Annotated in this window: 23 protein-coding genes; 10 read left to right on the forward strand and 13 right to left on the reverse strand. The window is 71.3% G+C overall.

Translation table 11 applies throughout. The features are described from left to right. Positions 1-12: 12 nt before the first annotated feature. From ccoP to HS109_15550, 6 genes are read right to left on the reverse strand one after another with little or no spacing between them, the layout of a single operon-like run. Positions 13-942: a cytochrome-c oxidase, cbb3-type subunit III gene (gene ccoP / locus HS109_15525; protein ID MBE7523773.1), complete on the reverse strand. Its 930-nt coding sequence runs from the start codon at positions 940-942 to the stop codon at positions 13-15. Beyond that, positions 939-1,136: a cbb3-type cytochrome c oxidase subunit 3 gene (locus HS109_15530; protein MBE7523774.1), complete on the reverse strand. Its 198-nt coding sequence runs from the start codon at positions 1,134-1,136 to the stop codon at positions 939-941. The genes ccoP and HS109_15530 overlap by 4 nt, the downstream gene beginning before the upstream one ends. Before the next feature lie 2 nt (positions 1,137-1,138). Continuing rightward, positions 1,139-1,753, reverse strand: a complete 615-nt coding sequence (ccoO, locus tag HS109_15535; protein MBE7523775.1) for a cytochrome-c oxidase, cbb3-type subunit II — start codon at positions 1,751-1,753, stop codon at positions 1,139-1,141. A 13-nt stretch (positions 1,754-1,766) separates the two neighbouring features. Then, the gene (ccoN, locus tag HS109_15540; protein MBE7523776.1) at positions 1,767-3,194 is read right to left on the reverse strand and encodes a cytochrome-c oxidase, cbb3-type subunit I; all 1,428 of its coding nucleotides are present in this window, start codon (positions 3,192-3,194) and stop codon (positions 1,767-1,769) included. Between the two features lie 20 nt (positions 3,195-3,214). Beyond that, complete coding sequence (gene ccoS / locus HS109_15545; GenBank protein ID MBE7523777.1) at positions 3,215-3,499, reverse strand: cbb3-type cytochrome oxidase assembly protein CcoS; 285 nt, start codon at positions 3,497-3,499, stop codon at positions 3,215-3,217. Continuing rightward, complete coding sequence (locus HS109_15550; GenBank protein ID MBE7523778.1) at positions 3,487-5,991, reverse strand: heavy metal translocating P-type ATPase; 2,505 nt, start codon at positions 5,989-5,991, stop codon at positions 3,487-3,489. Before HS109_15550 ends, ccoS begins: the two co-directional genes overlap by 13 nt. A 143-nt stretch (positions 5,992-6,134) precedes the next feature. Here HS109_15550 and HS109_15555 point away from each other — a divergent pair, with 143 nt between their 5' ends. The 7 genes from HS109_15555 to HS109_15585 all read left to right on the forward strand — a co-directional run bounded on the left by HS109_15555 (position 6,135) and on the right by HS109_15585 (position 11,905). Further along, on the forward strand, positions 6,135-6,578 hold the full coding sequence (locus tag HS109_15555) for a universal stress protein (protein ID MBE7523779.1): 444 nt from the start codon (positions 6,135-6,137) through the stop codon (positions 6,576-6,578). 127 nt (positions 6,579-6,705) lie between these two features. After that, a complete protein-coding gene (locus HS109_15560) occupies positions 6,706-8,418 on the forward strand; it encodes a proline--tRNA ligase (GenBank protein MBE7523780.1) in 1,713 nt (570 codons plus the stop codon). A 1-nt stretch (position 8,419) separates the two neighbouring features. After that, positions 8,420-9,067: a lytic transglycosylase domain-containing protein gene (locus HS109_15565; GenBank protein ID MBE7523781.1), complete on the forward strand. Its 648-nt coding sequence runs from the start codon at positions 8,420-8,422 to the stop codon at positions 9,065-9,067. Next, entirely contained in the window at positions 9,064-9,984 is a 921-nt protein-coding gene (gene gluQRS / locus HS109_15570) for a tRNA glutamyl-Q(34) synthetase GluQRS (GenBank protein MBE7523782.1), read from the forward strand. The genes HS109_15565 and gluQRS overlap by 4 nt, the downstream gene beginning before the upstream one ends. Positions 9,985-10,038: 54 nt before the next feature. Further along, the gene (locus HS109_15575) at positions 10,039-10,611 is read left to right on the forward strand and encodes an MFS transporter (protein ID MBE7523783.1); all 573 of its coding nucleotides are present in this window, start codon (positions 10,039-10,041) and stop codon (positions 10,609-10,611) included. Next, positions 10,608-11,492, forward strand: coding sequence for an Hsp33 family molecular chaperone HslO (locus HS109_15580; GenBank protein MBE7523784.1), 885 nt, complete (start codon positions 10,608-10,610; stop codon positions 11,490-11,492). The genes HS109_15575 and HS109_15580 overlap by 4 nt, the downstream gene beginning before the upstream one ends. Positions 11,493-11,497: 5 nt before the next feature. Further along, on the forward strand, positions 11,498-11,905 hold the full coding sequence (locus tag HS109_15585; GenBank protein ID MBE7523785.1) for an RNA-binding S4 domain-containing protein: 408 nt from the start codon (positions 11,498-11,500) through the stop codon (positions 11,903-11,905). A 131-nt stretch (positions 11,906-12,036) separates the two neighbouring features. On the opposite strand, the gene HS109_15590 is transcribed toward HS109_15585, so the two are convergent. From HS109_15590 to HS109_15600, 3 genes are read right to left on the reverse strand one after another with little or no spacing between them, the layout of a single operon-like run. Beyond that, the gene (locus tag HS109_15590) at positions 12,037-12,255 is read right to left on the reverse strand and encodes a hypothetical protein (GenBank protein ID MBE7523786.1); all 219 of its coding nucleotides are present in this window, start codon (positions 12,253-12,255) and stop codon (positions 12,037-12,039) included. Positions 12,256-12,303: 48 nt separating this feature from the next. Continuing rightward, the gene (locus HS109_15595; protein ID MBE7523787.1) at positions 12,304-12,474 is read right to left on the reverse strand and encodes a hypothetical protein; all 171 of its coding nucleotides are present in this window, start codon (positions 12,472-12,474) and stop codon (positions 12,304-12,306) included. 54 nt (positions 12,475-12,528) lie between these two features. Next, the gene (locus tag HS109_15600; GenBank protein MBE7523788.1) at positions 12,529-13,551 is read right to left on the reverse strand and encodes a MerR family transcriptional regulator; all 1,023 of its coding nucleotides are present in this window, start codon (positions 13,549-13,551) and stop codon (positions 12,529-12,531) included. A gap of 335 nt (positions 13,552-13,886) precedes the next feature. Here HS109_15600 and HS109_15605 point away from each other — a divergent pair, with 335 nt between their 5' ends. Then, positions 13,887-15,593, forward strand: a complete 1,707-nt coding sequence (locus tag HS109_15605; protein MBE7523789.1) for a hypothetical protein — start codon at positions 13,887-13,889, stop codon at positions 15,591-15,593. A gap of 34 nt (positions 15,594-15,627) precedes the next feature. After that, entirely contained in the window at positions 15,628-17,283 is a 1,656-nt protein-coding gene (locus HS109_15610) for an AMP-binding protein (protein ID MBE7523790.1), read from the forward strand. Between the two features lie 263 nt (positions 17,284-17,546). Here HS109_15610 and HS109_15615 read toward each other — a convergent pair whose 3' ends face one another. The 4 genes from HS109_15615 to tsaE are packed head-to-tail and all read right to left on the reverse strand — an operon-like array spanning position 17,547 to position 20,416. After that, positions 17,547-18,137 (reverse strand): hypothetical protein, encoded by a 591-nt coding sequence (locus tag HS109_15615; GenBank protein MBE7523791.1) that lies wholly within the window; start codon positions 18,135-18,137, stop codon positions 17,547-17,549. A gap of 6 nt (positions 18,138-18,143) precedes the next feature. Beyond that, complete coding sequence (xrtH, locus tag HS109_15620) at positions 18,144-18,677, reverse strand: exosortase H (protein ID MBE7523792.1); 534 nt, start codon at positions 18,675-18,677, stop codon at positions 18,144-18,146. A 12-nt stretch (positions 18,678-18,689) separates the two neighbouring features. Then, positions 18,690-19,970 (reverse strand): N-acetylmuramoyl-L-alanine amidase, encoded by a 1,281-nt coding sequence (locus HS109_15625; protein MBE7523793.1) that lies wholly within the window; start codon positions 19,968-19,970, stop codon positions 18,690-18,692. Continuing rightward, entirely contained in the window at positions 19,931-20,416 is a 486-nt protein-coding gene (gene tsaE / locus HS109_15630) for a tRNA (adenosine(37)-N6)-threonylcarbamoyltransferase complex ATPase subunit type 1 TsaE (GenBank protein MBE7523794.1), read from the reverse strand. Before tsaE ends, HS109_15625 begins: the two co-directional genes overlap by 40 nt. Before the next feature lie 43 nt (positions 20,417-20,459). Here tsaE and queG point away from each other — a divergent pair, with 43 nt between their 5' ends. After that, positions 20,460-21,566: a tRNA epoxyqueuosine(34) reductase QueG gene (queG, locus tag HS109_15635; GenBank protein MBE7523795.1), complete on the forward strand. Its 1,107-nt coding sequence runs from the start codon at positions 20,460-20,462 to the stop codon at positions 21,564-21,566. Positions 21,567-21,589 lie beyond the last annotated feature (23 nt).

Genomic DNA, 21,589 nt, shown 5'->3' on the forward strand with positions numbered 1-21,589 from the left:
CGGGGAACCGCGCTACTTGTTCGACAGCCCCCAGACGTAGGCGGCGGCGAGCCGGATGCGCGCATCGCCGAGAACGTCCTGGAACGCCGGCATCGCGAGCGTGCCCGGCGAGACGTTGACGTTGCGGCCCTTGTTGATGCCCTCGAGGATCGCCGCCTCGGAACTGCCGTAGAGCCAGATGCCGTCGGTCAGGTTCGGCGCACCGACCGCCTGGTTGCCCTTGCCGTCCGCGCCGTGGCAGGCGGCGCAGTTCTGCACGAAGAGCGGCTTGCCGAGCTGGGCGCGCAGGGAATCGTGCGGCAGACCGGAGAGCGAGCGCACGAACGCCGCGACGTCCTTCGTCCCCTGCTCGCCCAGCGCCGCGCCGAGCGGCGGCATGACGCCGAGCCGGCCGTGGGTGATCGTCTCGACGATCTTGTCGGGCGTCCCGCCGTAGAGCCAGTCGCCGTCGCGCAGGTTCGGGAAGCCGCGCGAGCCCCCGGCGTCCGAGCCGTGGCACTGCGCGCAGTTGTTGAGGAACAGGCGCTCGCCCATCGCGCGTCCTTCCGGATCGGCGGCGATCTTCTCGATCGGCATCGCCGCGAAGCGGTCGAGGAGCGGCTTCACGCGTGCCTCCGCATCGGCGCGTTCGCGCTGGTACTGGCCGGTCGACGTCCAGCCGAGCACGCCGGGAAAGGTTCCGAGCCCCGGATAGAGCACCACGTAGACGATCGCGAAGACGATGGTGATCCAGAACAGGTTGCTCCACCACTTCGGCAGCGGGTTGTTGTACTCGGCGAGGTCCTCGTCCCAGACGTGTCCGGTCGTGCCGACACCCTGCCCGTCGGGCTTGCGCGGCACGCCCTTGCCGGTCGAGAAGAGGAGCCAGGCGCAGAAGGCGATCCCGCCCAGCGTGAAGGCGATCACCCACAGGCTCCAGAAACCGGACGTGAAATCGCTCATCGCGAAGCTCCCTGCGTGGCGCGGTTCGCGGGGGCGTCGAGCGGACCGCCGTCGTCCGGCAGCGCGAACGGCGCGTTGGCCGCGTCCTCGAACTCGCGCTTGCGCCGCCGGCTGTACGCCCAGGCGACGATCGCGACGAAGGTCGAGAACGAGAGCACGGTCGCCGCGCTGCCCAGCACCGAGGTGATGTCCATCGCTACCTCGCGTTCTTCATCGTGATGCCGAGGTTCTGCAGGTACGCGACGACCGCGTCCTCCTCGGTCCTGCCGGCGAGTTCGCCCGCCGCCTTGGCGATGTCCTCGTCGGTGTAGGGCACGCCGAGCGTCCGCAGCGCGCGGAACTTGGCCTCGATGTCGCCGGCGTACGCGGGCGTCTTCGCGAGCCACGGGTAGGCCGGCATGTTCGACTCGGGCACCACGTTGCGCGGATTCTGCAGGTGGACGCGGTGCCATTCGTCGGAGTAGCGCCCGCCGACGCGGTTGAGGTCGGGGCCGGTGCGCTTGCTGCCCCACAGGAACGGGTGGTCGTAGACGAACTCGCCCGCCACCGAGTAGTGGCCGTAGCGCTCGGTCTCCGCGCGGAACGGCCGCACCATCTGCGAATGGCAGTTGTTGCAGCCCTCGCGGATGTAGATGTCGCGGCCGGTGAGTTCGAGCGCCGAATAGGGCTTGAGCCCGGCGACCGGTTCGGTGGTCGACTTCTGGAAGTACAGCGGGACGATCTGCGCGAGCCCGCCTGCGCTCACCGTGAGGACGGTGAGCACGATCATCCACGTGAGGTTGCGCTCGATCGTCTCGTGCGTGAAGGCCATGGCGTCGTCCCCGTCAGGCGTGCGAGGGCGCGAGGGCGGGAATCGGCGCCTCGACCGCGCTCGCCCCGCGCACCGTGCGCCAGGTGTTGTACGCCATCACGACCATGCCGGCGAGGAACAGGAGGCCGCCGACCAGCCGGATCGCGTAGAACGGGTAGGTCGCCTTGACGCTCTCGACGAACGCGTAGGTCAGCGTGCCGTCCGGGTTGGTCGCGCGCCACATGAGGCCCTGCATCACGCCGGCGATCCACATCGCGGCGATGTAGAGCACCACGCCCAGCGTCGCGACCCAGAAGTGCGCGGTGATGAGCCGCGTCGACCACATGGCGGTCTTGCCGAACATCCGCGGGATCACGTAGTAGATCGAGCCGATCGAGATGAACGCCACCCAGCCGAGCGCGCCCGAGTGGACGTGCCCGATCGTCCAGTCGGTGTAGTGCGAGAGCGCGTTGACCGTCTTGATCGACATCATCGGGCCCTCGAACGTGCTCATCCCGTAGAACGACAGCGACACGATCAGGAACTTGAGGATCGGATCGTCGCGCAGCTTGTGCCACGCGCCCGACAGCGTCATGATCCCGTTGATCATTCCGCCCCACGACGGCGCGAGCAGGATCAGCGAGAAGATCATCCCGAGCGACTGCGTCCAGTCCGGCAGCGCCGTGTAGTGCAGGTGGTGCGGGCCCGCCCACATGTAGGTGAAGATCAGCGCCCAGAAGTGGACGACGGAGAGCCGGTAGCTGTAGATCGGCCGTCCCGCCTGCTTGGGCACGAAGTAGTACATCATCCCGAGGAAGCCCGCGGTGAGGAAGAAGCCCACCGCGTTGTGGCCGTACCACCACTGCACCATCGCGTCCTGCACGCCCGCGTAGGCCGAGTAGGACTTGGTCAGCGTGACCGGGATCTCGGCGCTGTTCACGATGTGCAGGAGCGCGATCGTCAGGATGTAGCCGCCGTAGAACCAGTTGGCGACGTAGATGTGAGGCGTGCGGCGCTTCGCGATGGTTCCGAAGAACACCACGGCGTAGGCCACCCAGACCGCGGTGATCAGGAGGTCGATCGGCCACTCGAGTTCGGCGTACTCCTTCGACGTGTTCATCCCCAGCGGCAGCGTGATCGCCGCGAGGACGATCACCGCGGTCCAGCCCCAGAAGGTGAACGCCGCGAGGCCGTCGGAGAACAGGCGCACCTGGCAGGTGCGCTGCACGACGTAGTACGAGGTCGCGAAGAGCGCGGAGCCCCCGAACGCGAAGATCACCGCGTTGGTGTGCAGCGGACGTAGCCGTCCGTAGGACAGCCACGGGATGCCGAACGTGAGGTCGGGCCACAGAAGCTGGGCCGCGATCACCACGCCCACGAGCATGCCGACGATGCCCCAGACGACCGTCATGATCGCGAACTGGCGCACCACCCGGTAGTTGAACGTCGCTTCGTTGCCCATCGCCCCCCCGCGTCAACGGGTCATCGTGGAAGTCGCCGGGCGGCCGCGGAAATCCCCGCCTTCGCGTCCGCCGTGGTGTGCATGTTACGCGCAGCCGGCGCGGTCGGGTTGACCGCGGTCAACCCGGCGTCCGGATCCGGCGCCGATCCCTCCGACGCGCTCGCGCCGTCGTCGTCCGCGAGAATGCGGTGCGCCGGGCCCTCGAGATCGTCGTACTGCCCGCTCTTCACGCTCCACGCGAAGACGACGCCGATCAGGGCGACCAGCACGAGCGACATCGGCACGAGCAGGATCAGGATGTCCATCGGCGACGCAGGGAGGGCAGGCGCGCGAGCCGCGCGGCGTTGCCGACCACGACGAGCGAACTCGCCGACATGCCGACGGCGGCCACGAGCGGCGTGACCAGCCCGAAGGCGGCGGCCGGAATCGCGACCGCATTGTAGAGCGCGGCCCAGCCGAGATTCCGGCGCACGACCGCCCGCGTGCGCCGCGCTTGCGCGATCGCGTCCGCGATGCGCTCGAGGCCGCCCGCGAGAATCACGACGTCGGAGGCGAGCTGCGCGACCGGCGTCGCCTGCGCGAGCGAGATCGAGACCTGCGCCTGCGCGAGCGGCGGCGCGTCGTTGACTCCGTCGCCGACCATCGCGACCACCGCGCCGTCGCGCTGCAACTCCGCGATCGCGCGCCGCTTGTCCTCGGGCGACCGGTCGCCCCGTGCATCGGCGATTCCGGCGGCGGACGCGAACGCCGCCGCCGCGCTCTCGCGATCGCCGGAGAGGACCGACACCTCGACGTCCATCGCCGCGAGCCTCGCGACCATCGCCTCCGCGCCGTGGCGCAGGACGTCGCCCAGCGCGAAGAGCGCGATGAACCCGCGTTCGCCGCCGAGCGCCACGACGCTCGCGCGCGCGTCGACCGCACGTGCGAACGCTTCGAAGTCCGCGGGGGCCGCGCCCGCGATCGCCGCGACGAAGTCGGTGCGGCCGACACGCAGGCGTTCGCCCGCGACGACGCCCTCCACGCCCATGCCCGGCGTGTGCGCGAGCCCTTCGACGGCCGGCGCATCCGATGCGTCCGCCGCTCCGGCGTGCGCCGCCGCCAGCGCGCGCGCAACCGGATGCTCGGAGCGGGCTTCGAGCGCCGCGGCCAACGCCAGGACGTCGTTCCGGGTGCGGCCGGCCGCGATGCGAAGGTCCGCGAGCCGGACCGTGCCCTCGGTGAGCGTGCCGGTCTTGTCGAGCACCACGTGCGTGACGCGCGCGAGCGCCTCGAGCGCGTCGGGCCGCGCCAGCACGATGCCGCGGCGTCCCAGCGCGCCCGCCGACGCCGCGATGGCGGACGGCGTGGCGAGCGACAGCGCGCAGGGACACGACACGACGAAGAGCGCGAAGGTCACCGGCAGCGCGCGCGACGGATCGATCGCGAGCCAGGCGAGCGCGCTCGCCGCGGCGGTCGCGAGGAGCCCGGCGACGAATCCCGCCGCGACCCGGTCGGCGAGGCGCGCGATGCGCGGGCGGGCCGACGCCGCGCGATCGGCGAGTCGCATGACGGACGCGAGTTCGGTACCTTCGCCCGCCGCGCTCACGCGCACGACGAGCGGACGGTCGCGCGCCACCGCGCCGGCGAGCACGCGGTCGCCGGCGGCGCGCGGCCGCGGCCAGCTCTCGCCGGTCAGCATCGCCTCCTCGACCAGCGCTTCTCCGTCGACCACGCTGCCGTCGGCCGGGATCGTCGCGCCGGCGCGCACCAGCACGACGTCGCCCGGGGCGAGCCTCGCCGCATCGACGGTCGAGGTTCCGCGCGCGGGCCAGGCCTCGAAACGCTCGGCGACGCGCGGCAGCGCGCGTGCCGTGCGCTCGATCGCCTCGCCCGCCCGGTGGCGGACCGCGAGTTCGACCAGCCGCGCGACGAGCAGCAGCGCGATGAACATCGTGACCGAGTCGTAGTACACCGGCCCGCCCGCGCCCAGCGTCGACCACGCGCTCGCGATGAACGCCCCGCCGACGCCGAGCGCCACCGGCACGTCCATGCCGAGGCGGCGATGCGAGAGGTCGCGCCACGCCCCGGCGAAGAACGGCCACCCGGCGTAGAACACCGCCGGGATCGTCACGACGAGGCTCGCCCAGTCGAGGAGCCGCTGGTGCTCCGGCGCGATCGCCGTGTCGGAGACGTAGCCGGGCACCGCGAACATCATCACCTGCATCATCGCGAGGAGCCCGATGCCGGCGCGCGTGACGAGCGTGCGCCGTTCGGCGCGCGCGAGGGCCTCGCGCCGCGAGGGGTCGTAGGGGTGCGCGCGATAGCCGATCCGCGCGATCGCCGCGACCAGCCGGTCGAGGTTCGTCTCCCGGCCGCGCCAGGCGACATGGAGTCGGTGCGTCGCGAAATTGACGCCGGCCTGCACGACGCCCGGTTCGCGCGCGAGCCAGGATTCGAGGAGCCACACGCAGGCGCCGCAGGTGAGTCCGTCGACGAGGAGCGACGCCTCGCGCCGCTCGCCGTCGAGTTCGCGCACGAGGCCCGCGCCGCGGGCGCCCGCATTCCAGATGTGCCCGGACTCGACGTCCCGCGACGCGGGCGGCGTTCCGGTGCGCGTGGCGTAGTAGCGTTCGAGTCCGGCGCCCTCGATGGTTCGCGCGACCGCGAGGCAGCCGGCGCAGCAGAACGCGCGGTCGGCGCCCGCGACGCGCCCGCGCCGGGACGAACCGCGGGGCACCGGTTCGCCGCAGTGCCAGCACGCGGAGGAGGTCTCGCTCCCGTCGCGCGCTCGCGCACCGGCCGCGTGTTCGTTCGGCATGTCCCGATTCTCGGCCGGCGGAGCATCCCCGGCAAGTCGAACGGACGCCGCACGTTCGCGCCACGGACACCCCGGTTGACCTTGGTCAAGGACCGGGGCATCGTGCAGGCTCAATCTTGACCGCTCACTGAACGGGAGTCGCCATGTACAAGCACCTGCTCGTCGCCACCGACGGAACGCGCCTGTCGACCAAGGCGGTCATGCACGCGATCAGCCTCGCGAAACGGCTCGGCGCGAAGCTGACCGCGTTCTATGCCGCACCCGACTATCCGATCCCGATGTACGCCGACGGCATCGTCTACGAGCCGGTGTCGAAGAAGGACTACGCGGCGGCGGTCGGCAAGGAAGCCGAGCGGATCCTCGCCGGCGCGGCGGCGAAGGCGAAGGCCGCGGGCGTCAGCTGCGCGACGGTCCATTCGATCGCGCCCGCCCCCTGGGAAGCGATCCTCGCCGCCGCGAAGAAGCAGAAGTGCGACGCGATCGTGATGGCCTCGCACGGACGTCGCGGCGTGTCCGCGCTGCTGCTCGGCTCGGAGACGCAGAAGGTGCTGACGCACAGCAAGCTGCCGGTGATCGTCATCCGGTAGTCCTTCGTCGGGCGCGGCGCCGCGGAGCCCCGCCTCCGCTTCGGCGCATGGGGGACGCGCCGCGCCCCACGGGCGGTGCGCGCGAAACTGCGCTAAAATCAAGGCTTTGCATTGACAAAGCCCGCCGATGCGCGTCTCGAAGTTCTACCTCAACACGCTGAAGGAAGCCCCCGCCGAGGCCGAGGTCACGAGCCAGAAGCTGATGCTGCGCTCGGGGATGATCAAGAAGGTTTCCTCGGGCATCTACAGCTGGCTGCCGCTCGGCCTCATCACGCTGCGCAAGACCGAGGCGATCGTGCGCGAGGAGATGAACCGCGCGGGCGCGCTCGAATGCTACCTGCCGCACGTCATCCCCGCCGAGCTGTGGCAGGAAACCGGCCGCTGGGACAAGTTCGGCCCGCAGCTCCTCAAGATCCGCGACCGGCACGAGCGCGACTTCCTGTTCGGCCCGACGCACGAGGAACCGATCACCGACGTCATCCGCAAGGACGTGCGGAGCTACCGCCAGCTCCCGGTCAACCTCTACCAGATCCAGGTGAAGTTCCGCGACGAGATCCGCCCGCGCTTCGGCGTGATGCGCGGCCGCGAGTTCCTGATGAAGGACGCGTACTCGTTCGACGCGGACCGCGACGGATTGATGACGAGCTACCGCGCGATGTACGACGCGTACGCGCGCATCTTCACGCGGCTGGGACTCAGGTTCCGCGCGGTGGAGGCCGACACCGGCGCGATCGGCGGTTTCGCCTCGCACGAGTTCCAGGTGCTCGCCGAGTCGGGCGAGGACGCGATCGCCTGGTGCCCGGCCTCCGACTACGCCGCGAACGTCGAGCAGGCCGAGGCGCTCGCCCCCGCCCGCGCGCGGCCCGCGCCCGTGGGCACGATGCGCAAGGTTCCGACGCCGACGCAAGAGACCTGCGAGGACGTCACCGCGCTCCTGGGATTGCCTCTGGCGCGCAGCGTGAAATGCCTGATGGTCGTGGCCGGCGAGCGCGTCCACATGCTGCTCGTGCGCGGCGACCACATGGGCAACGAGGTCAAGATCGGCAAGGTCGAAGGCCTCGCCGGCTGGCGCTGGGCGAGCGAATCCGAGATCGTCGAGGCGATGGGCTGTCGTCCCGGCTTCCTCGGCCCGGTGGGGCTTCCGTCCGGCGTGCCGCTCGTCGTCGACCGGACGGTGGCGGCGATGGGCGACTTCGTGTGCGGCGCGAACGAGGCGGGATTCCACCTCGCGGACGTCAACTTCGGGCGCGACTGCCGCGAGCCCGATCTCGTCGCGGACCTTCGCAACGTCGTCGCCGGCGACCCCTCCCCCGACGGCAAGGGGCTGCTCGAGATCCTGCGCGGCATCGAGGTCGGCCACGTGTTCGCGCTCGGCACGCGCTACTCGAAGGACATGGGCGCGACCTACCTCGACGCGGCGGGGCAGTCGCACCCGATCGAGATGGGCTGCTACGGCATCGGCGTGACCCGGGTCGTGGCCGCGGCCATCGAGCAGAACCACGACGACAAGGGCATCGCGTGGCCGGGAGCGATGGCCCCGTTCGCGGTGGCGATCGCCCCGATCGGGTACGACCGCAGCCCGGCCGTGCGGGAACTCGCCGACCGGTTGCATGACCAACTGACGGCCGAGGGGATCGAGGTCCTGCTGGACGACCGGGGCGAGCGTCCTGGCGTGATGTTTGCAGACCTCGAGCTGATCGGGATTCCCCACCGCATCACCATCGGCGACCGCGGGCTCAAGGAGGGCCGGGTCGAGTACCAGGGCCGGCGCGACGCGGCGCCGGTGTCCGTGCCGGTGGGCGAGATCGCGGCCTACGTGAAGGACAGGCTCGAGCATTGACATGATTCGGCGGATGCATCGTTGCGTTGCCTGCGCGCTCGTCGCGCTGGCGGCGTTCGTGCCGCTGGCCGCGCACGCCGGGGCGCAGGCCGAGGAGGCGCTCGCGCCCTCGGTCGCGACCGTCCTGTCGCGCGCGATCTCCGATCGGCCGGTGCCCGCGGACTGGGGCGAGCGGCCCGATGCGAAGGCCTGGATCGACGACATGTCGAAGCGCCTCGCCGCGCGCGTGCCAAACGACGACGAGCGCCGCGAACTCCTGCGCACCGTCCACTACGAGGCGGTGCGCGCCGGGGTCGACCCGCAACTCGTCCTCGGCGTCATCCACCACGAGAGCGGCTTCAAGAAATACGCGGTTTCGATCGCCGACGCGCGCGGCTACATGCAAGTGATGCCGTTCTGGACCCGCCTCATCGGCAGCCCGGGACACAACCTGTTCCACCTGCGCACCAACCTCCGCTACGGCTGCGTGATCCTGCGCCACTACATCGACCGCGAAGGCGGCGACCTGTACCGCGCGCTCGGCCGCTACAACGGCAGTCTCGGCAAGCCCGAGTATCCCGGCGCGGTGCTGGCCGCGATGCAGCGCTATTCCGCCGCAGCGGCGCCGGTCACGCTCGGCGCGAGCGTCGCGATTCCCACGCTGCGGTGACGAGCGCGAACCGGCCGCAGGTCGGGCGCTTCGCCCCTTCCCCCACCGGAGCGCTGCACTTCGGATCGCTCGTGGCCGCGCTGGCGAGCCGTTGCGACGCGCGCGCCGCCGGCGGACGCTGGCTCGTGCGCGTCGACGACCTCGACGAACCCCGCTCCGTTGCGGGCGCGGAAGCCGACATCCTCGCCACGCTCGCGCGCTACGGTTTCGCCGCCGACGGCCCGGTCGTGCGCCAGTCCGCGCGCCGCGCGCACCACGATGCCGCGCTCGCGCGCCTCGCGGCGGACGGCCGCCTGTTCGAGTGCGCCTGCACGCGGCGCGAACTCGAGGATGCGCCGATGTCCGCGACCGGCGAGCGCATCTATCCGGGCACCTGCCGCGGCGGCGTGCCGGCCGACCGCGCCGCGCGTGCGCAACGCGCGCTGCGGATGCGCGTCGCCGGCGCGACGATCGCGTTCCACGACCGCCTGCAGGGCGAGCGGGCGCAGGACCTCGCGCGCGAGGTGGGCGACTTCGTCGTGCGCCGCGCGGACGGCGTCGCGGCCTACCAGCTCGCGGTGGTCGTCGACGACGATGCGCAGGGCGTCACCTCGGTCGTGCGCGGTGCGGACCTCCTCGCCTCGACGCCGCGCCAGATCCATCTGCAGCGCGCGCTCGGCATCGCGTCCCCCGCCTACCTGCACGTGCCGGTCGCGATCGACGCGTCGGGCGACAAGCTCTCGAAGCAGACCGGTGCGCGCGCCCTGCCCGACGATCCGCTTCCCGCGCTCGTCGAGGCCTGGCGGTTCCTCGACCAGATCCCGATGGCGCCGCGCACCGTCGGCGAGTTCTGGGAGCGGGCCATCGCCGCATGGTCCCCGGCCCGGCTGCCGCCGACCGCGATGCTGCCGGCGCCGCGATCGGCGTACCGGCTATAATTCCGTCCCCGCCGTGTTCCGGGCGCGCGTGCGCGCGACCGCCGTATTCCCCGCATGACCACCCTCGTCGCCGTGCGCAAGCACGATGAAATCGTCATCGCCGCCGACTCGCTCACGACCTTCGGCGACCTCAAGCTCGCCGCGCCGTTCGACCGCAGTCCCGAGAAGATCGTCCGCTACCGCGACACGTACCTCGGCCTGTGCGGCTCGGCCGCGCACCAGCTCGTGTTCGAGAGCCTGCTCGCCTCCCGCGAGGACCTCGACTTCACCGGACGCATCGCCATCTTCGACACGCTGCGCAAGCTCCATCCGGTGCTGAAGGACCAGCACTTCCTCAACCCCAAGGAGGAGGACGACGACCCCTACGAGTCCACGCAGATCACCGCACTCATCGCCAACGGGCACGGCATCTTCGGCGTCTACTCGATGCGCGAGGTGTTCGAGTACACGCGGTTCTGGGCGGTCGGCTCCGGCCGCGAGTTCGCGCTGGGCGCGATGCACGCGCTCTACCCGCGCCTCAAGACCGCCGAGGCGGTCGCGCGCGCCGGCATCGAAGCGGGCGCGACCTTCGACCGGAACTCGTCGCTGCCGCTGTCGCTCCACGTGGTGAAGGCGCGCGGCGGATGACGGTCGACGCGCTCCTCCCGTTCGTGCTCGAGGACGCCGCCGTGCGCGGCGCCTGCGTGCGCATGGACGAGGCCGCGCGCGCCGCGCTCGCCTCGCACGACTACCCGCCCGCGCTCGCGCGCGTGCTCTCCGAGCTGCTGGCGGCCGCGACGCTGCTCGCCGCGAGCCTCAAGTTCCGCGGCGCACTCACCATCCAGCTCGCCGGCCCCGGCCCGGTACGGCTCGCCGTCGTCGAATGCGACCACACGCTCTCGTGTCGCGCGACCGCGCAGTGGGATCGTGCGGCCTTCGACCGCCTGCCGGCGGACGCGACGCTCGCCGCGCTCGCCGGCGACGCGAACAGCGCACGCCTCGTCATCAGCCTGGACCCCGAGGATGGGCCGATCTACCAGGGCATCGTCGCGATCGAGGCCGGTTCGGTCGCCTCGCTCGTCGAGCACTACCTCGCGACGTCCGAGCAGATCGTGAGCCGCCTCGCCATCGTGACGGGCGAACACAGTGTGGCCGGGATGCTGGTCCAGCGTCTGCCTGGCGCGAGCGACACCGACCGCGTCGCGTGGGTCGAAGCGTCCGAGGCGCTCGCCGCGCGCGCGACCGACGCGCTCGTGACGGCGGACGATCCGCGCACGGCGCTCGCGGCGACGTTCGCCGAACGCGACCTGCGCGTGTTCGCCGCGCGCACGCCTCGTTTCGGGTGCCGCTGCTCGGAGGCGCGCGTCGACCAGGCGCTGCGCATCGCGGGACGGGACGAAGTCGAGGCTGCGATCCGCGACGGCGGGCAGGTCGAGGTCGTCTGCGAGTATTGCGGCAGGCGCTACGCCTACGGACCGGAACGTGCGCGGGCACTGTTCGACCCCGGGGCGTCCCCCACGCGGCATTGATCGTCATGCCCCAGGCACGATCCGACGCGATGGGGGCCGCGCAGAGGGTCCGCCTCGATCGCTGGCTCTTCGCCGTGCGGTTCTACAAGACGCGCGAACTCGCATGCGCCGCGGTCGACGCGGGGCAGGTGCGCGTCGGCGGCGAACGCGTCAAGCCCGCCCGCGCGATCAGGGTCGGCGACGTCGTCACCGTGCGGCGCGACGGTCTCGTGTGGGAAGCCCGGGTACTCCTGACGCTCGATCGGCGCGTCGGCGCCGCCGAAGCCGCGAAGGCGTGGTGCGAGGACGCCGCGGTGACCGCCGCCCGTGAAGCGGCGATCGCGCAACGTCGAGCGCTCGCGCCGCAGCGCTTCCCCGGCCGGCCGACCAAGCGCGATCGGCGCGCGCTCGACGACTTCCTGAACGAGGACTGATTCAGTTGTCGGTTGTCAGTTGTCAGTTGACAGACGCGGCGGTGTTTCCGGTGGCGGCGCATGAAGCGCCGGGACGGGCAGCGCCCAGGCTGAACCGGAAGCGACCGCGCGCTGCGCGGACGATGCCGCAATCACTGGCGCTCTTGCTTGCCTTCGTCGGGTTCCGGGTCCGCGGCCGGGGGACGCGGCAGGAGCCGCATCGCGATCAGGAGCGCGACGCCCGCGAGCCCCGCGCCCGAGACGATCGTCATGCCGCCGGTGAACGCGAGGACGGGCGCGAGCGCGAGCGCGCCACCGAGCAGCGTGATGCCCGCCACGCCCAAGAGTCGCCGCAATGCGACGAGGGTCACGATGCCGTCACGGAGCAGGCGGCCGGCCGCGCACCGCGACGGCGCGACTCAGCAGAGGTTGACGTTGGCCAGATCGAGGAAGAGTTCCGGCTGGCGATATCCCTGCCAGAGCAGCCACGCGATCACGCCGGCGGCGAGGATGCCCGCGAGGTGCAGGGCGGCGCGCGACAGCCGCGCACGCGCTGTCGACGCAGGAACGAAGGCATCCGGAAGCGCCATCGTTCCATTCTACGCCCGGCGCGGGGCAGGCGCGCCCCGCCGCCTGTCGCGCCGTCAGGCGCTCTTCGGCTCCACGCCGTCGACGCCGACGAGCGAGACCGGTTTCGCCGGCAGCACGTTCATTTCGCGGATCGCCGTCATCACCGTGTCGAAGTCGACCGCAGTACGAACGTCGGGAATCGGCTTCGCGAGCAGGTTGACGGCGCGGCCGCTGACCACGAGCGGCATCCCCGCCGGCATCGCCTGGCGCAGGCTGCGGATCTCCTGCCCGGCGATCTTGCCCGAGATGCCCCGGTCGAACAGCAGCACCACCGCCGCGACATTGTAGGCCGACGCGGCTCCCGCGATCTCCTGGCCCGGGACGCCGGCGCCGAGCGTCATGCAGTTCACCCCGTCGGTGAACAGCAAGAGTTCGAGGATCGCGAGTCCGAGCTGGTTGGGGTCGTTGGGCGGCGTGGCGAGCAGCACGAGCTTCGCGTCGCGGGTCGGGCGCACCAGACGGGTGACGTCGCGCAGCAGGCGCTGCGCCATGTCGGCGAAGCGCAGCTCCTGGAAGATCTGCATCTCGCCGCGCACCACGCGCTCGTGGACCGCCTCGTTCAGCGGGATCAGCGTCTTCTCGAGGAAGCGCCGCAGGCCCTGCCCGACCAGGAGCTTCGACAGGTGGTTCTGCATTTCGCCGGTGCGGTGCTGCGCGAGCAGCTTCACGGCGGTCTCGATCTCGGAGGGCAGCGGGGCCGGTTCGTCGACCGCGAGCCCCAGCATCGAGTTGAGCGCGGTGTCCGACAGCGGTACCACCGCGCCGGCGCGCCAGCCTTCCGACAGGAGTTGCTTGATGAGCTTCAGCCGCGCGACCTGGTCGGGCGGATAGACACGGTCGCCGAATCCGTCGCGCAGCGGCGCCGGGAATCCGTAGCGCCTCTGCCACATGTAGAGCTGCTCGCGGCGCAGTCCGGTCGTGCGGACCACTTCGCGGATATGGAGTGCGCCCCGCAGGTTGCCCGCCGGCGCCGGCGTGTCCAGTCCGGCCGGCCGGGGTTCCGTCCGGCGGCTCGGTGCCTTGATCAAGATGCCCATGAGCGTCGTTCCTGTTCGTCGGGCGTCAGCTGCACGCCCCAGCTTGTACCGCACAAAGTACCACGGATGGCCCGCGAGATGCCCGGCCGGAGGTTCGTCCCCGGTCCCATGTCGTCACGTGTGGCCTGCGCGTACTGAACAGCACAATGCGTGCCACGGGTCCGCCCGGGTCCTTGCCCGTTGGCCCCGCGATGCGCGAAGATCGCCCGTTCGCCTCCGACCGGAGCAACTTCTTACAAGGCCGGCGATCCTGCCTCGCCGCCATCGCCTCGACGGGATCGCGCGAAGGCAGGGCCGCACATGCGGTGATCCCGATGTTCGGTTTCTCGAGGACCGTGCGTGACCCGCTCGCCGACGCGAAGTCCGCGGAGCGCTGGTTCGCCGCGCAGCCGGCGGGCGATCCGCTCGCCGTGCACGCCGAACTGATCAGCGCGCTCGGCACGATCGCGGAGCGGAGCCACGCCCGCACGCCGACGACGCTCGAGGCCGTGTTCCGCGCGGACGCGCTCGCCCAGCCGATCCGCGACGCGCTGACCGCGCAGTACATCGAGCACGCGTCGCGCAGCTCGCGCATCGAGCACCAGCTCTGGTCGGCGATGTTCGACCTGTCGCAGGCGTTCCTCGTCGCCTACGCCGCCTTCTCGCGCGACCTGTCGGAGCGCGCCGGCAGCGGCAAATGGCAATCCGAGATGCCCGCGCTCCTCTGGCGCCAGATCGTGCACCTCGGACTCGAGGTCCGGATCCGGCTCTACCGCTACGAACAGTGGATCCCGGCCAAGTGGGCCGAACTCCACGCTCTCTTCGCGCTCGCGCTGAGTCGCCGCATCGAACGCCAGGCGATCACCGACACCGGCGGCCGCAGTTCGACGATCGAGCACGCCTACCTGACCGTGCTGGTGCTGCAGCTCATGAACGCCGGCAACCTGACCGCGCGCCACCTCGAATGGGTCGCGCGCGAACTCGACGAATGGTGCACGCCGCTGCGCCTGACGATCGAGCCCTCGTCGGTGTCGTCGTTCTACGTCGATCTCGGCGCCCGCGAGGGGCTGAAGCGCCGCACGCCCTCGCCGCTCGAGGGCCGCGTGCTCTTCCTCGACACGCGGCCGTTGCACGCGATGCTGATGCAGAACGTCGTCGTGATCGAGCAGAAGATCCGCCACCAGCCGCTGTCGGACCGCACGCCGCGACGCAGCGAGCAACTCGGCCTGCTCACGAAGCTCGCGTCGCAGGTGGATCCCGAGTTCCGGCCGTTCGCGCGACGCGGCGAGCGGACGGCCGCGGCCGGCGTCGTCGACGCGATCGTCGGCTTCGCCAGGATCTCCGGCTACCTCCACGAGGAAGAGCGCGACCCGCTGCCGCGCGTCGAGCCGGGCAAGACCTTCGGCGGCACGATGGAGTTCGCCGTGTTCGGCCACACGCGCAACGAGGACGAGCGCCGCCGCGAACTCGCGCGCCGCAGGCTCGCGACCTTCGGAGCGGCCGGCGGACCATGGGACGTGAAGGACGTCTCGCAGACCGGATTCCGGCTGGTCGCGCCGATGAGCGCGGCCTCCGTCGTCACGCTCAACACGCTCGCGGCGATCCGGCCCTACGGCCACGCGTTCTGGACGCTCGGGATCGTGCGCCGCATGAAGCGCCTCACGGCGGACCGCGCGGAGATCGGGCTGCAGGTGATCGCGAACACCCTGGTCGGCGTCGAGCTCGTCGAGCAGAAGAAGGGGCGCGGAGGCGACGCGGACTATTCGGTCGAGGGCGAGCACAGTACCCTCGACGGGCGCAGCTTCCACGGACTCTTCCTCGCGCTGCGCAAGCGCGAGGGCGAATCCGCGGTCCAGTCGCTGATCGTGCCCGCGGTCGAGTACCGGCCGGCGCGGCGCTTCCGCCTCTCCACCGCGCGCTCGACGGTGCCGATCCGCTTCGGCCGGCTGATCGAGCAGCAGCCGGACTGGGTCTGGGCCGCAGTGGAGCCTCTCGACCTCTCGGGCACCGCCGACCTGTCGGCGCGCACCACGATGTCGGGGCTCGGCCTCTCGCGCGGCTGAAGCGGCGACCGCTCGCGCGCGGTATCCTTCCGCCATGGGCGACCGCTACGCCGAAGTACACCGCGCGTTCCGCTGGGACGTTCCCTCGACGTTCAACATCGCTCGCGCCTGCTGCGGCCGATGGTCGAACGATCGCGCCCGCTTCGCCCTCTATTGGGAGGACGAGTCGGGCGCGACCGCCGCGTACACCTTCTGGGACCTGGAGCAGCGCGCGCGCAGGCTCGCGAACGCGCTCGCGGCACTCGGCGTCGGACGCGGCGACCGCGTCGCGCTCATCCTGCCGCAGCGGCCCGAGACGGCGATCGCGCACATGGCGGTCTACCGGATGGGCGCGGTCGCGGTGCCGCTGTCGTTCCTCTTCGGGCCGGAGGCGCTCGAATACCGCCTGGTCCACAGCCGCGCGAAGGTCGCGATCGTCGATCCGCAGTCGCTGCCGAACCTCGCGCCGATCCGGGAGCGCTGTCCGGGCGTGACGCAGGTGATCGGCGTCGCCGGCGCGCGCGAATCCCGGGTGACGCCGTGGGAGGATCTCCTCGCACGGGCGTCCGCACGGCACGAGATCGTCGACACCCGGCCGGGCGACCCCGCGCTCGTCATCTACACGAGCGGCACCACCGGTCCGCCGAAGGCCGCGCTGATGCCGCATTCCTGCCTCCTCGGCAACCTGCCCGGCTTCGTCCACTCGCACGATGGCTATCCGCGCGAGGGCGACCTCTTCTGGTCGCCCGCGGACTGGGCGTGGACCGGCGGGCTGATGGACGCCCTGCTGCCGGCGCTGTGCCTCGGCCAGCCGATCGTCGGCTACCGCGGCCGCTTCGAGCCGGAGCGCGCGTTCGCGCTGATCGAGAAGTACGGCGTCCGCAACGCGTTCCTGTTCCCGACGGCGCTCAAGATGATGATGAAGGCGTTCCCGCGGCCGCGCGAGCGCTTCGAACTCCACCTGCGCTCGATCATGAGCGCGGGCGAATCGGTCGGCACGACGGTGTTCGACTGGGCGCGCGAGGCGCTCGGCGTCACGATCAACGAGATGTTCGGGCAGACCGAGATGAACTACATCGTCGGCAACTCGCACGAGCTGTGGCCGGCGAAATCCGGCTCGATGGGTCGCCCCTACCCCGGGCACCGCGTCGCGGTGATCGACGACGACGGCAACGAGCTGCCGCGCGGCGAGGCCGGCGAGGTGGCGGTGCACCGGATCGCGCCCGACGGCACCCCCGACCCGGTGTTCTTCATCGAGTACGCGGACAACCCGGACGCGACGCGGGCGAAGTACACCGGCGACTGGTGCCGCACCGGCGACGTCGCCGTGATGGACGACGACGGCGACCTCTGGTACCGCGGTCGCGCCGACGACATGTTCAAGGCCGCCGGCTACCGGATCGGACCCTCCGAGATCGAGAACTGTCTGGTCAAACACCCGGCGGTCGCGAACGCGGCAGTCGTGCCCTCGCCCGACGCGGAGCGCGGCAACGTCGTCAAGGCGTTCATCGTGCTCGCGGCCGGGCACGCGCCCTCGCCCGCGCTCGAGGACGACCTGCGCGCGCACGTGCGCGGCAAGCTCGCGCCCTACGAGTACCCGCGCGAGATCGAGTTCATCGACGCGCTCCCGATGACGACCACAGGCAAGGTGCAGCGGAAGGTCCTGCGCGAGCGCGAGGCGCAGCGCAAGGCGCGGAAGGCGTCGGCCTGAAGCTTCCCCGTGGGTCGGCCTTCAGGCCGACATCGCGCCCCACCGCCGTAGGTCGGCCTTCAGGCCGACGCATTCCCATCGCATCGGTACGAACCCCGTCGGGCTGAAGCCCGACCCACGGGGTGCGGTTGTGGGTCGGCCTTCAGGCCGACATCGCGCCCCACCGCCGTAGGTCGGCCTTCAGGCCGATGCATTCCCATCGCATCGGTACGAACCCCGTCGGGCTGAAGCCCGACCCACGGGGTGCGGTTGTGGGTCGGCCTTCAGGCCGACATCCTCCCCCGCATCCGCTCGAGGAACGACCGGTGCGAGAGCACCCAGACGATCGCCGGCACGACGGTCGGCAGGATCAGCGTGCCGAACTGGTAGGCGAACGCGATCAGCTCGCGCTGCGCGGCCGAGAATCCGGCCTGCGAGGCGACGATCGGCGCGGCGGTGATCGCGACGTTCTTCAGGAAGTCGGCGACGACGCCGAACGCCACGAACGGCAGCAGCGCGGCGAGGCCCGCGGCGAGGATCCACCAGCGCTTCGGCTCGCGCGCGGCGAGCGTGAGCGAGGCGAACATCGGCATCCCGAACGAGTAGAGCAGTCCGTCGACCGTGACGCTGATCACGCCGCCGCCGGTCGCCTGCCCCGGCTTGAGCGAGGTGACGAACGCGAGGTTCGATCCGATGCGCTCGACCTCGCGCACGAGATCGCCGAACGGCAGCACGGCGAATGCGCACAGCGCACGCACGAGCATCATCAGCACCGGCGCGGCGAAATACCAGACGGCGAAGGTCGCCGGCAGCCACATCAGCACCGTGAGCACGAACCGCGCGAGCGGCGAACGCCCCGGCACGGCCGGCGCCATGCGTCGTCAGGCCGACGCGACCGCCGCGGCGGGCGGCGGCGACGGCGGACCCGCCTCGTCGCCGGCGCGCGGCAGCGTGCGCACCCACACGAGCCAGACGACGAGCACGTCCAGCATGATCAGCGCCTGCCAGACGTAGAGGTGCGCCCACTCGAACACCTGGAAATTCCACTGTCCGAGGTAGAACAGGCTGATCACGCGCAGGACGTTCAGGCCCTGCACCGCGACGATCCCCGCGGCGAGGCCGGCGAGCTTGTGCTTCCACGGCGCCGGGAACGCGAGGATGGCCGCGACCAGCACGATCGTCGCCTCGACGCCGTTGCATCCGGCCTCGATCGATACCGCGAATCCGTTGGTCGTGCTGCGCATCACCTTGCCGACCGCGACCACGTTCGGGTCGAAGAACGTCACGATCGCGGTCGAGATCTGCGCGAGTGCGTTGGTCCACGGCTCGACGAACCAGCGCTGCGCCGGCGGCGTGAGTTCCAGGCCGAACAGCGTCGCCTGGATCAGCAGGAAGAGGACGAGAAAGCGGACCACGCGCGGATCTTATCAGCCCCGCGCGAGCGGCGGATTCTTCGCGAAGTAACCCCGGATGCCGTCGGCGATCGCATCGGCGTAGCGACCCTGCTGCTTCGGGTCGCGCAGCTTCTGCTCCTCGTCCGGATTGCTGATGAACGCGGTCTCGACGAGGATCGACGGCACGTCGGGCGCCTTCAGCACCGCGAAGCCCGCCTGCTCGACCTCGCGCTTGTGCAACGTGTTCGTCTCCGACAGTTCGGCGAGCACCTGCCGTCCCGCCTTCAGGCTGTCGGCGATCTGCGCGGTCTGCGACAGGTCGAGCAGCGTGCGCGCGAGCATCGGGTCGCGCACGTCGAGGTTGACGCCGCCGATCAGGTCCGCCTCGTTCTCCTTCTGGGCGAGCCAGCGCGCGGCCGCGCTGGTCGCGCCGTTCTCGGAGAGCGCGAACACCGACGAGCCGCGCGCGCGCGCCTCGCGGAACGCGTCGGCGTGGATCGAGACGAAGAGATCCGCCTGCACGCGGCGCGCCTTCTGCACGCGCGCGGCGAGCGGCACGAAGTAGTCGTCGTCGCGGGTGAGCACCGCGCGCAGGTTCGGCGTCGCCTCGATCGCGGCCTTGAGCTTGCGCGCGATCGCGAGCGCGACGTGCTTCTCGCGCGTGCCGCGTGGACCGATCGCGCCCGGATCCTCGCCGCCGTGCCCCGGATCGACCGCCACGGTAATGCGGCGGACCCGGTCGCGCCGTGCCGGGGCCGCGGCCGCTGCGCCGGGCGGCGGCGGCTCGAACAGCGGTTCCGCCTTGGCCTTCTCCGCGTCGAGCAGCGCCATCAGCGGATCGGGCGGCGATGCCGGAATGAGGTCGATGACGAGCCGGTTGCCGTAGTCGCCGACCGGCTTCAGCGCGAACGTCTGCACCAGGACATCGGCCTTGAGGTCGAGCACCAGGCGCAGCGTGGTCGGCGACTTGCGCGCGTAGCGGATCCCCGCGACGTGCGGATCGTCGGGATGGATGCGGCGCGCGAGTTCCGCGAGTTCCGGACCGGCCTCGATGCCGTCGAGATCGAGCACGACGCGGCCCGGATCCCTGAGCGTCGTGACCTGCCACGCGAGCGGCGCGCTCGACTCGAAGATGACGCGGGTGTATTCGTGCGCGGGCCACACGCGCGCGGAGGCGATGCGCGCGGCTTCCGACCATGCGAGCGGAGACAGGACGCCCGCGGCCGGCAGGAGCGCCCAGCGGAGCGCGCGCCGCCGCCCGATCGAAACGCGGGTCAGGGGGGGTCGAGTTCCCGTCGGATGTCGGCTACGCATCGTTCACCGGCCGTCGTCGTCGCCACGATCTCCAGTGTCCGACCGTCCCCTCCGGTCGCAGTCCGAAGGCGCACCGCGAGGTCCGCCGGCGGCAGGTACTCCGCCACGCGCTCGGGCCATTCGACCAACGCCACGGTGTGCGGGGTGAAGCCCTCGGCCGCGCCCAGGGTCTCCCATTCCCTCGGGTCAGCGAACCGATAAAAATCAAAGTGATACAAGTATATGCTCGAAAGCGGATAATGTTCAAGCAACCCGTAGCTCGGACTCTTGACCGGACCGGCCCATCCGAGTCCGCGCAACACGCCGCGCGCCAGCGTCGTCTTCCCCGCGCCGAGTTCGCCCGAGAGCGTGACCACCATGCCGCCCGCGAGACCGCGTGCGAGCGCGCGGCCCGCGCGTTCGGTGGCGAAGGCGTCCGGGAGGTGGGTGCGGTAGGTGGACTCCATCGCGGGATTCGCCGTGCCCCGACTTGGCGTTACGCTCGCGCGCATGCCCGAACGTCCGGCGATAGAACCTCCGAACGACGCGCGCGCGATCGACCTGCCCGCGCTCGCCGCGCGCATCGGAGACTGGGCGCGCGAACTCGGACTGGGCGCGATCGGCGTCTGCGACCTCGACCTCGGTGACGCGCCCGCGCGTCTCGCCGACTGGATCGCCGCAGGCCGGCACGGCACGATGGATTATATGGCCCGACATGCGGGGCTTCGCGCGGCGCCCGGCGACCTCGTGCCCGGCGCGATCCGCGTGATCAGCGCGCGCATCGACTACTGGCCGCAGCAGGCGCGCGACGCCGCCGCGACGCTCGCAGCGCCGGATCGCGCGTACGTGTCGCGTTACGCGCTCGGCCGCGACTACCACAAGGTGCTGCGCAGCAAGCTGCAGACGCTCGCCGACCGCATCGCCGAGGCGACCGGGCCGTTCGGCTACCGCGTGTTCTGCGACAGTGCGCCGGTGATGGAGGTGGCGTTCGCGACGAAGGCGGGGCTCGGCTGGCGCGGCAAGCACACGCTGCTGCTGTCACGCGAGGCGGGCTCGCTCTTCTTCCTGGGCGAGATCTACACCGACCTGCCGCTTCCGGTCAGCGCGCCCGTCGCCGCGCATTGCGGCACCTGCCGCGCCTGCCTCGACGCGTGTCCGACCGGCGCGATCGTCGCGCCCTACCAGGTCGATGCGCGTCGCTGCGTGAGCTACCTGACGATCGAACTCCACGGATCGATCCCCGAGGACCTGCGCCCGCTCCTCGGCAACCGGATCTACGGCTGCGACGACTGCCAGATCGCCTGCCCGTGGAACAAGTACGCGCGGGCGGCCGCGCACCCGGACTTCGCACAGGTGCGGCACGGCCTCGACGACGCCGCGCTCACCGAACTCTTCGCGTGGACGCGCGAGGAGTTCGACGCGCGCATGGCGGGCAGCGCGATCCGGCGCATCGGCCACGAGCGGTGGCTGCGCAACATCGCGGTCGCGCTCGGCAACGCGCCGACGACACCGGCGATCCTCGCCGCATTGCGTTCGCGCGCCGACGACCCCTCCGCGCTCGTGCGCGAGCATGTCGCGTGGGCGCTCGCCGTTCACGCGCGACGCGGGGGCGGGTAACATCGGGAGACACCGGAGATCCA

Source organism: Burkholderiales bacterium (assembly GCA_015075645.1).
Classification (GTDB): domain Bacteria; phylum Pseudomonadota; class Gammaproteobacteria; order Burkholderiales; family Casimicrobiaceae; genus VBCG01.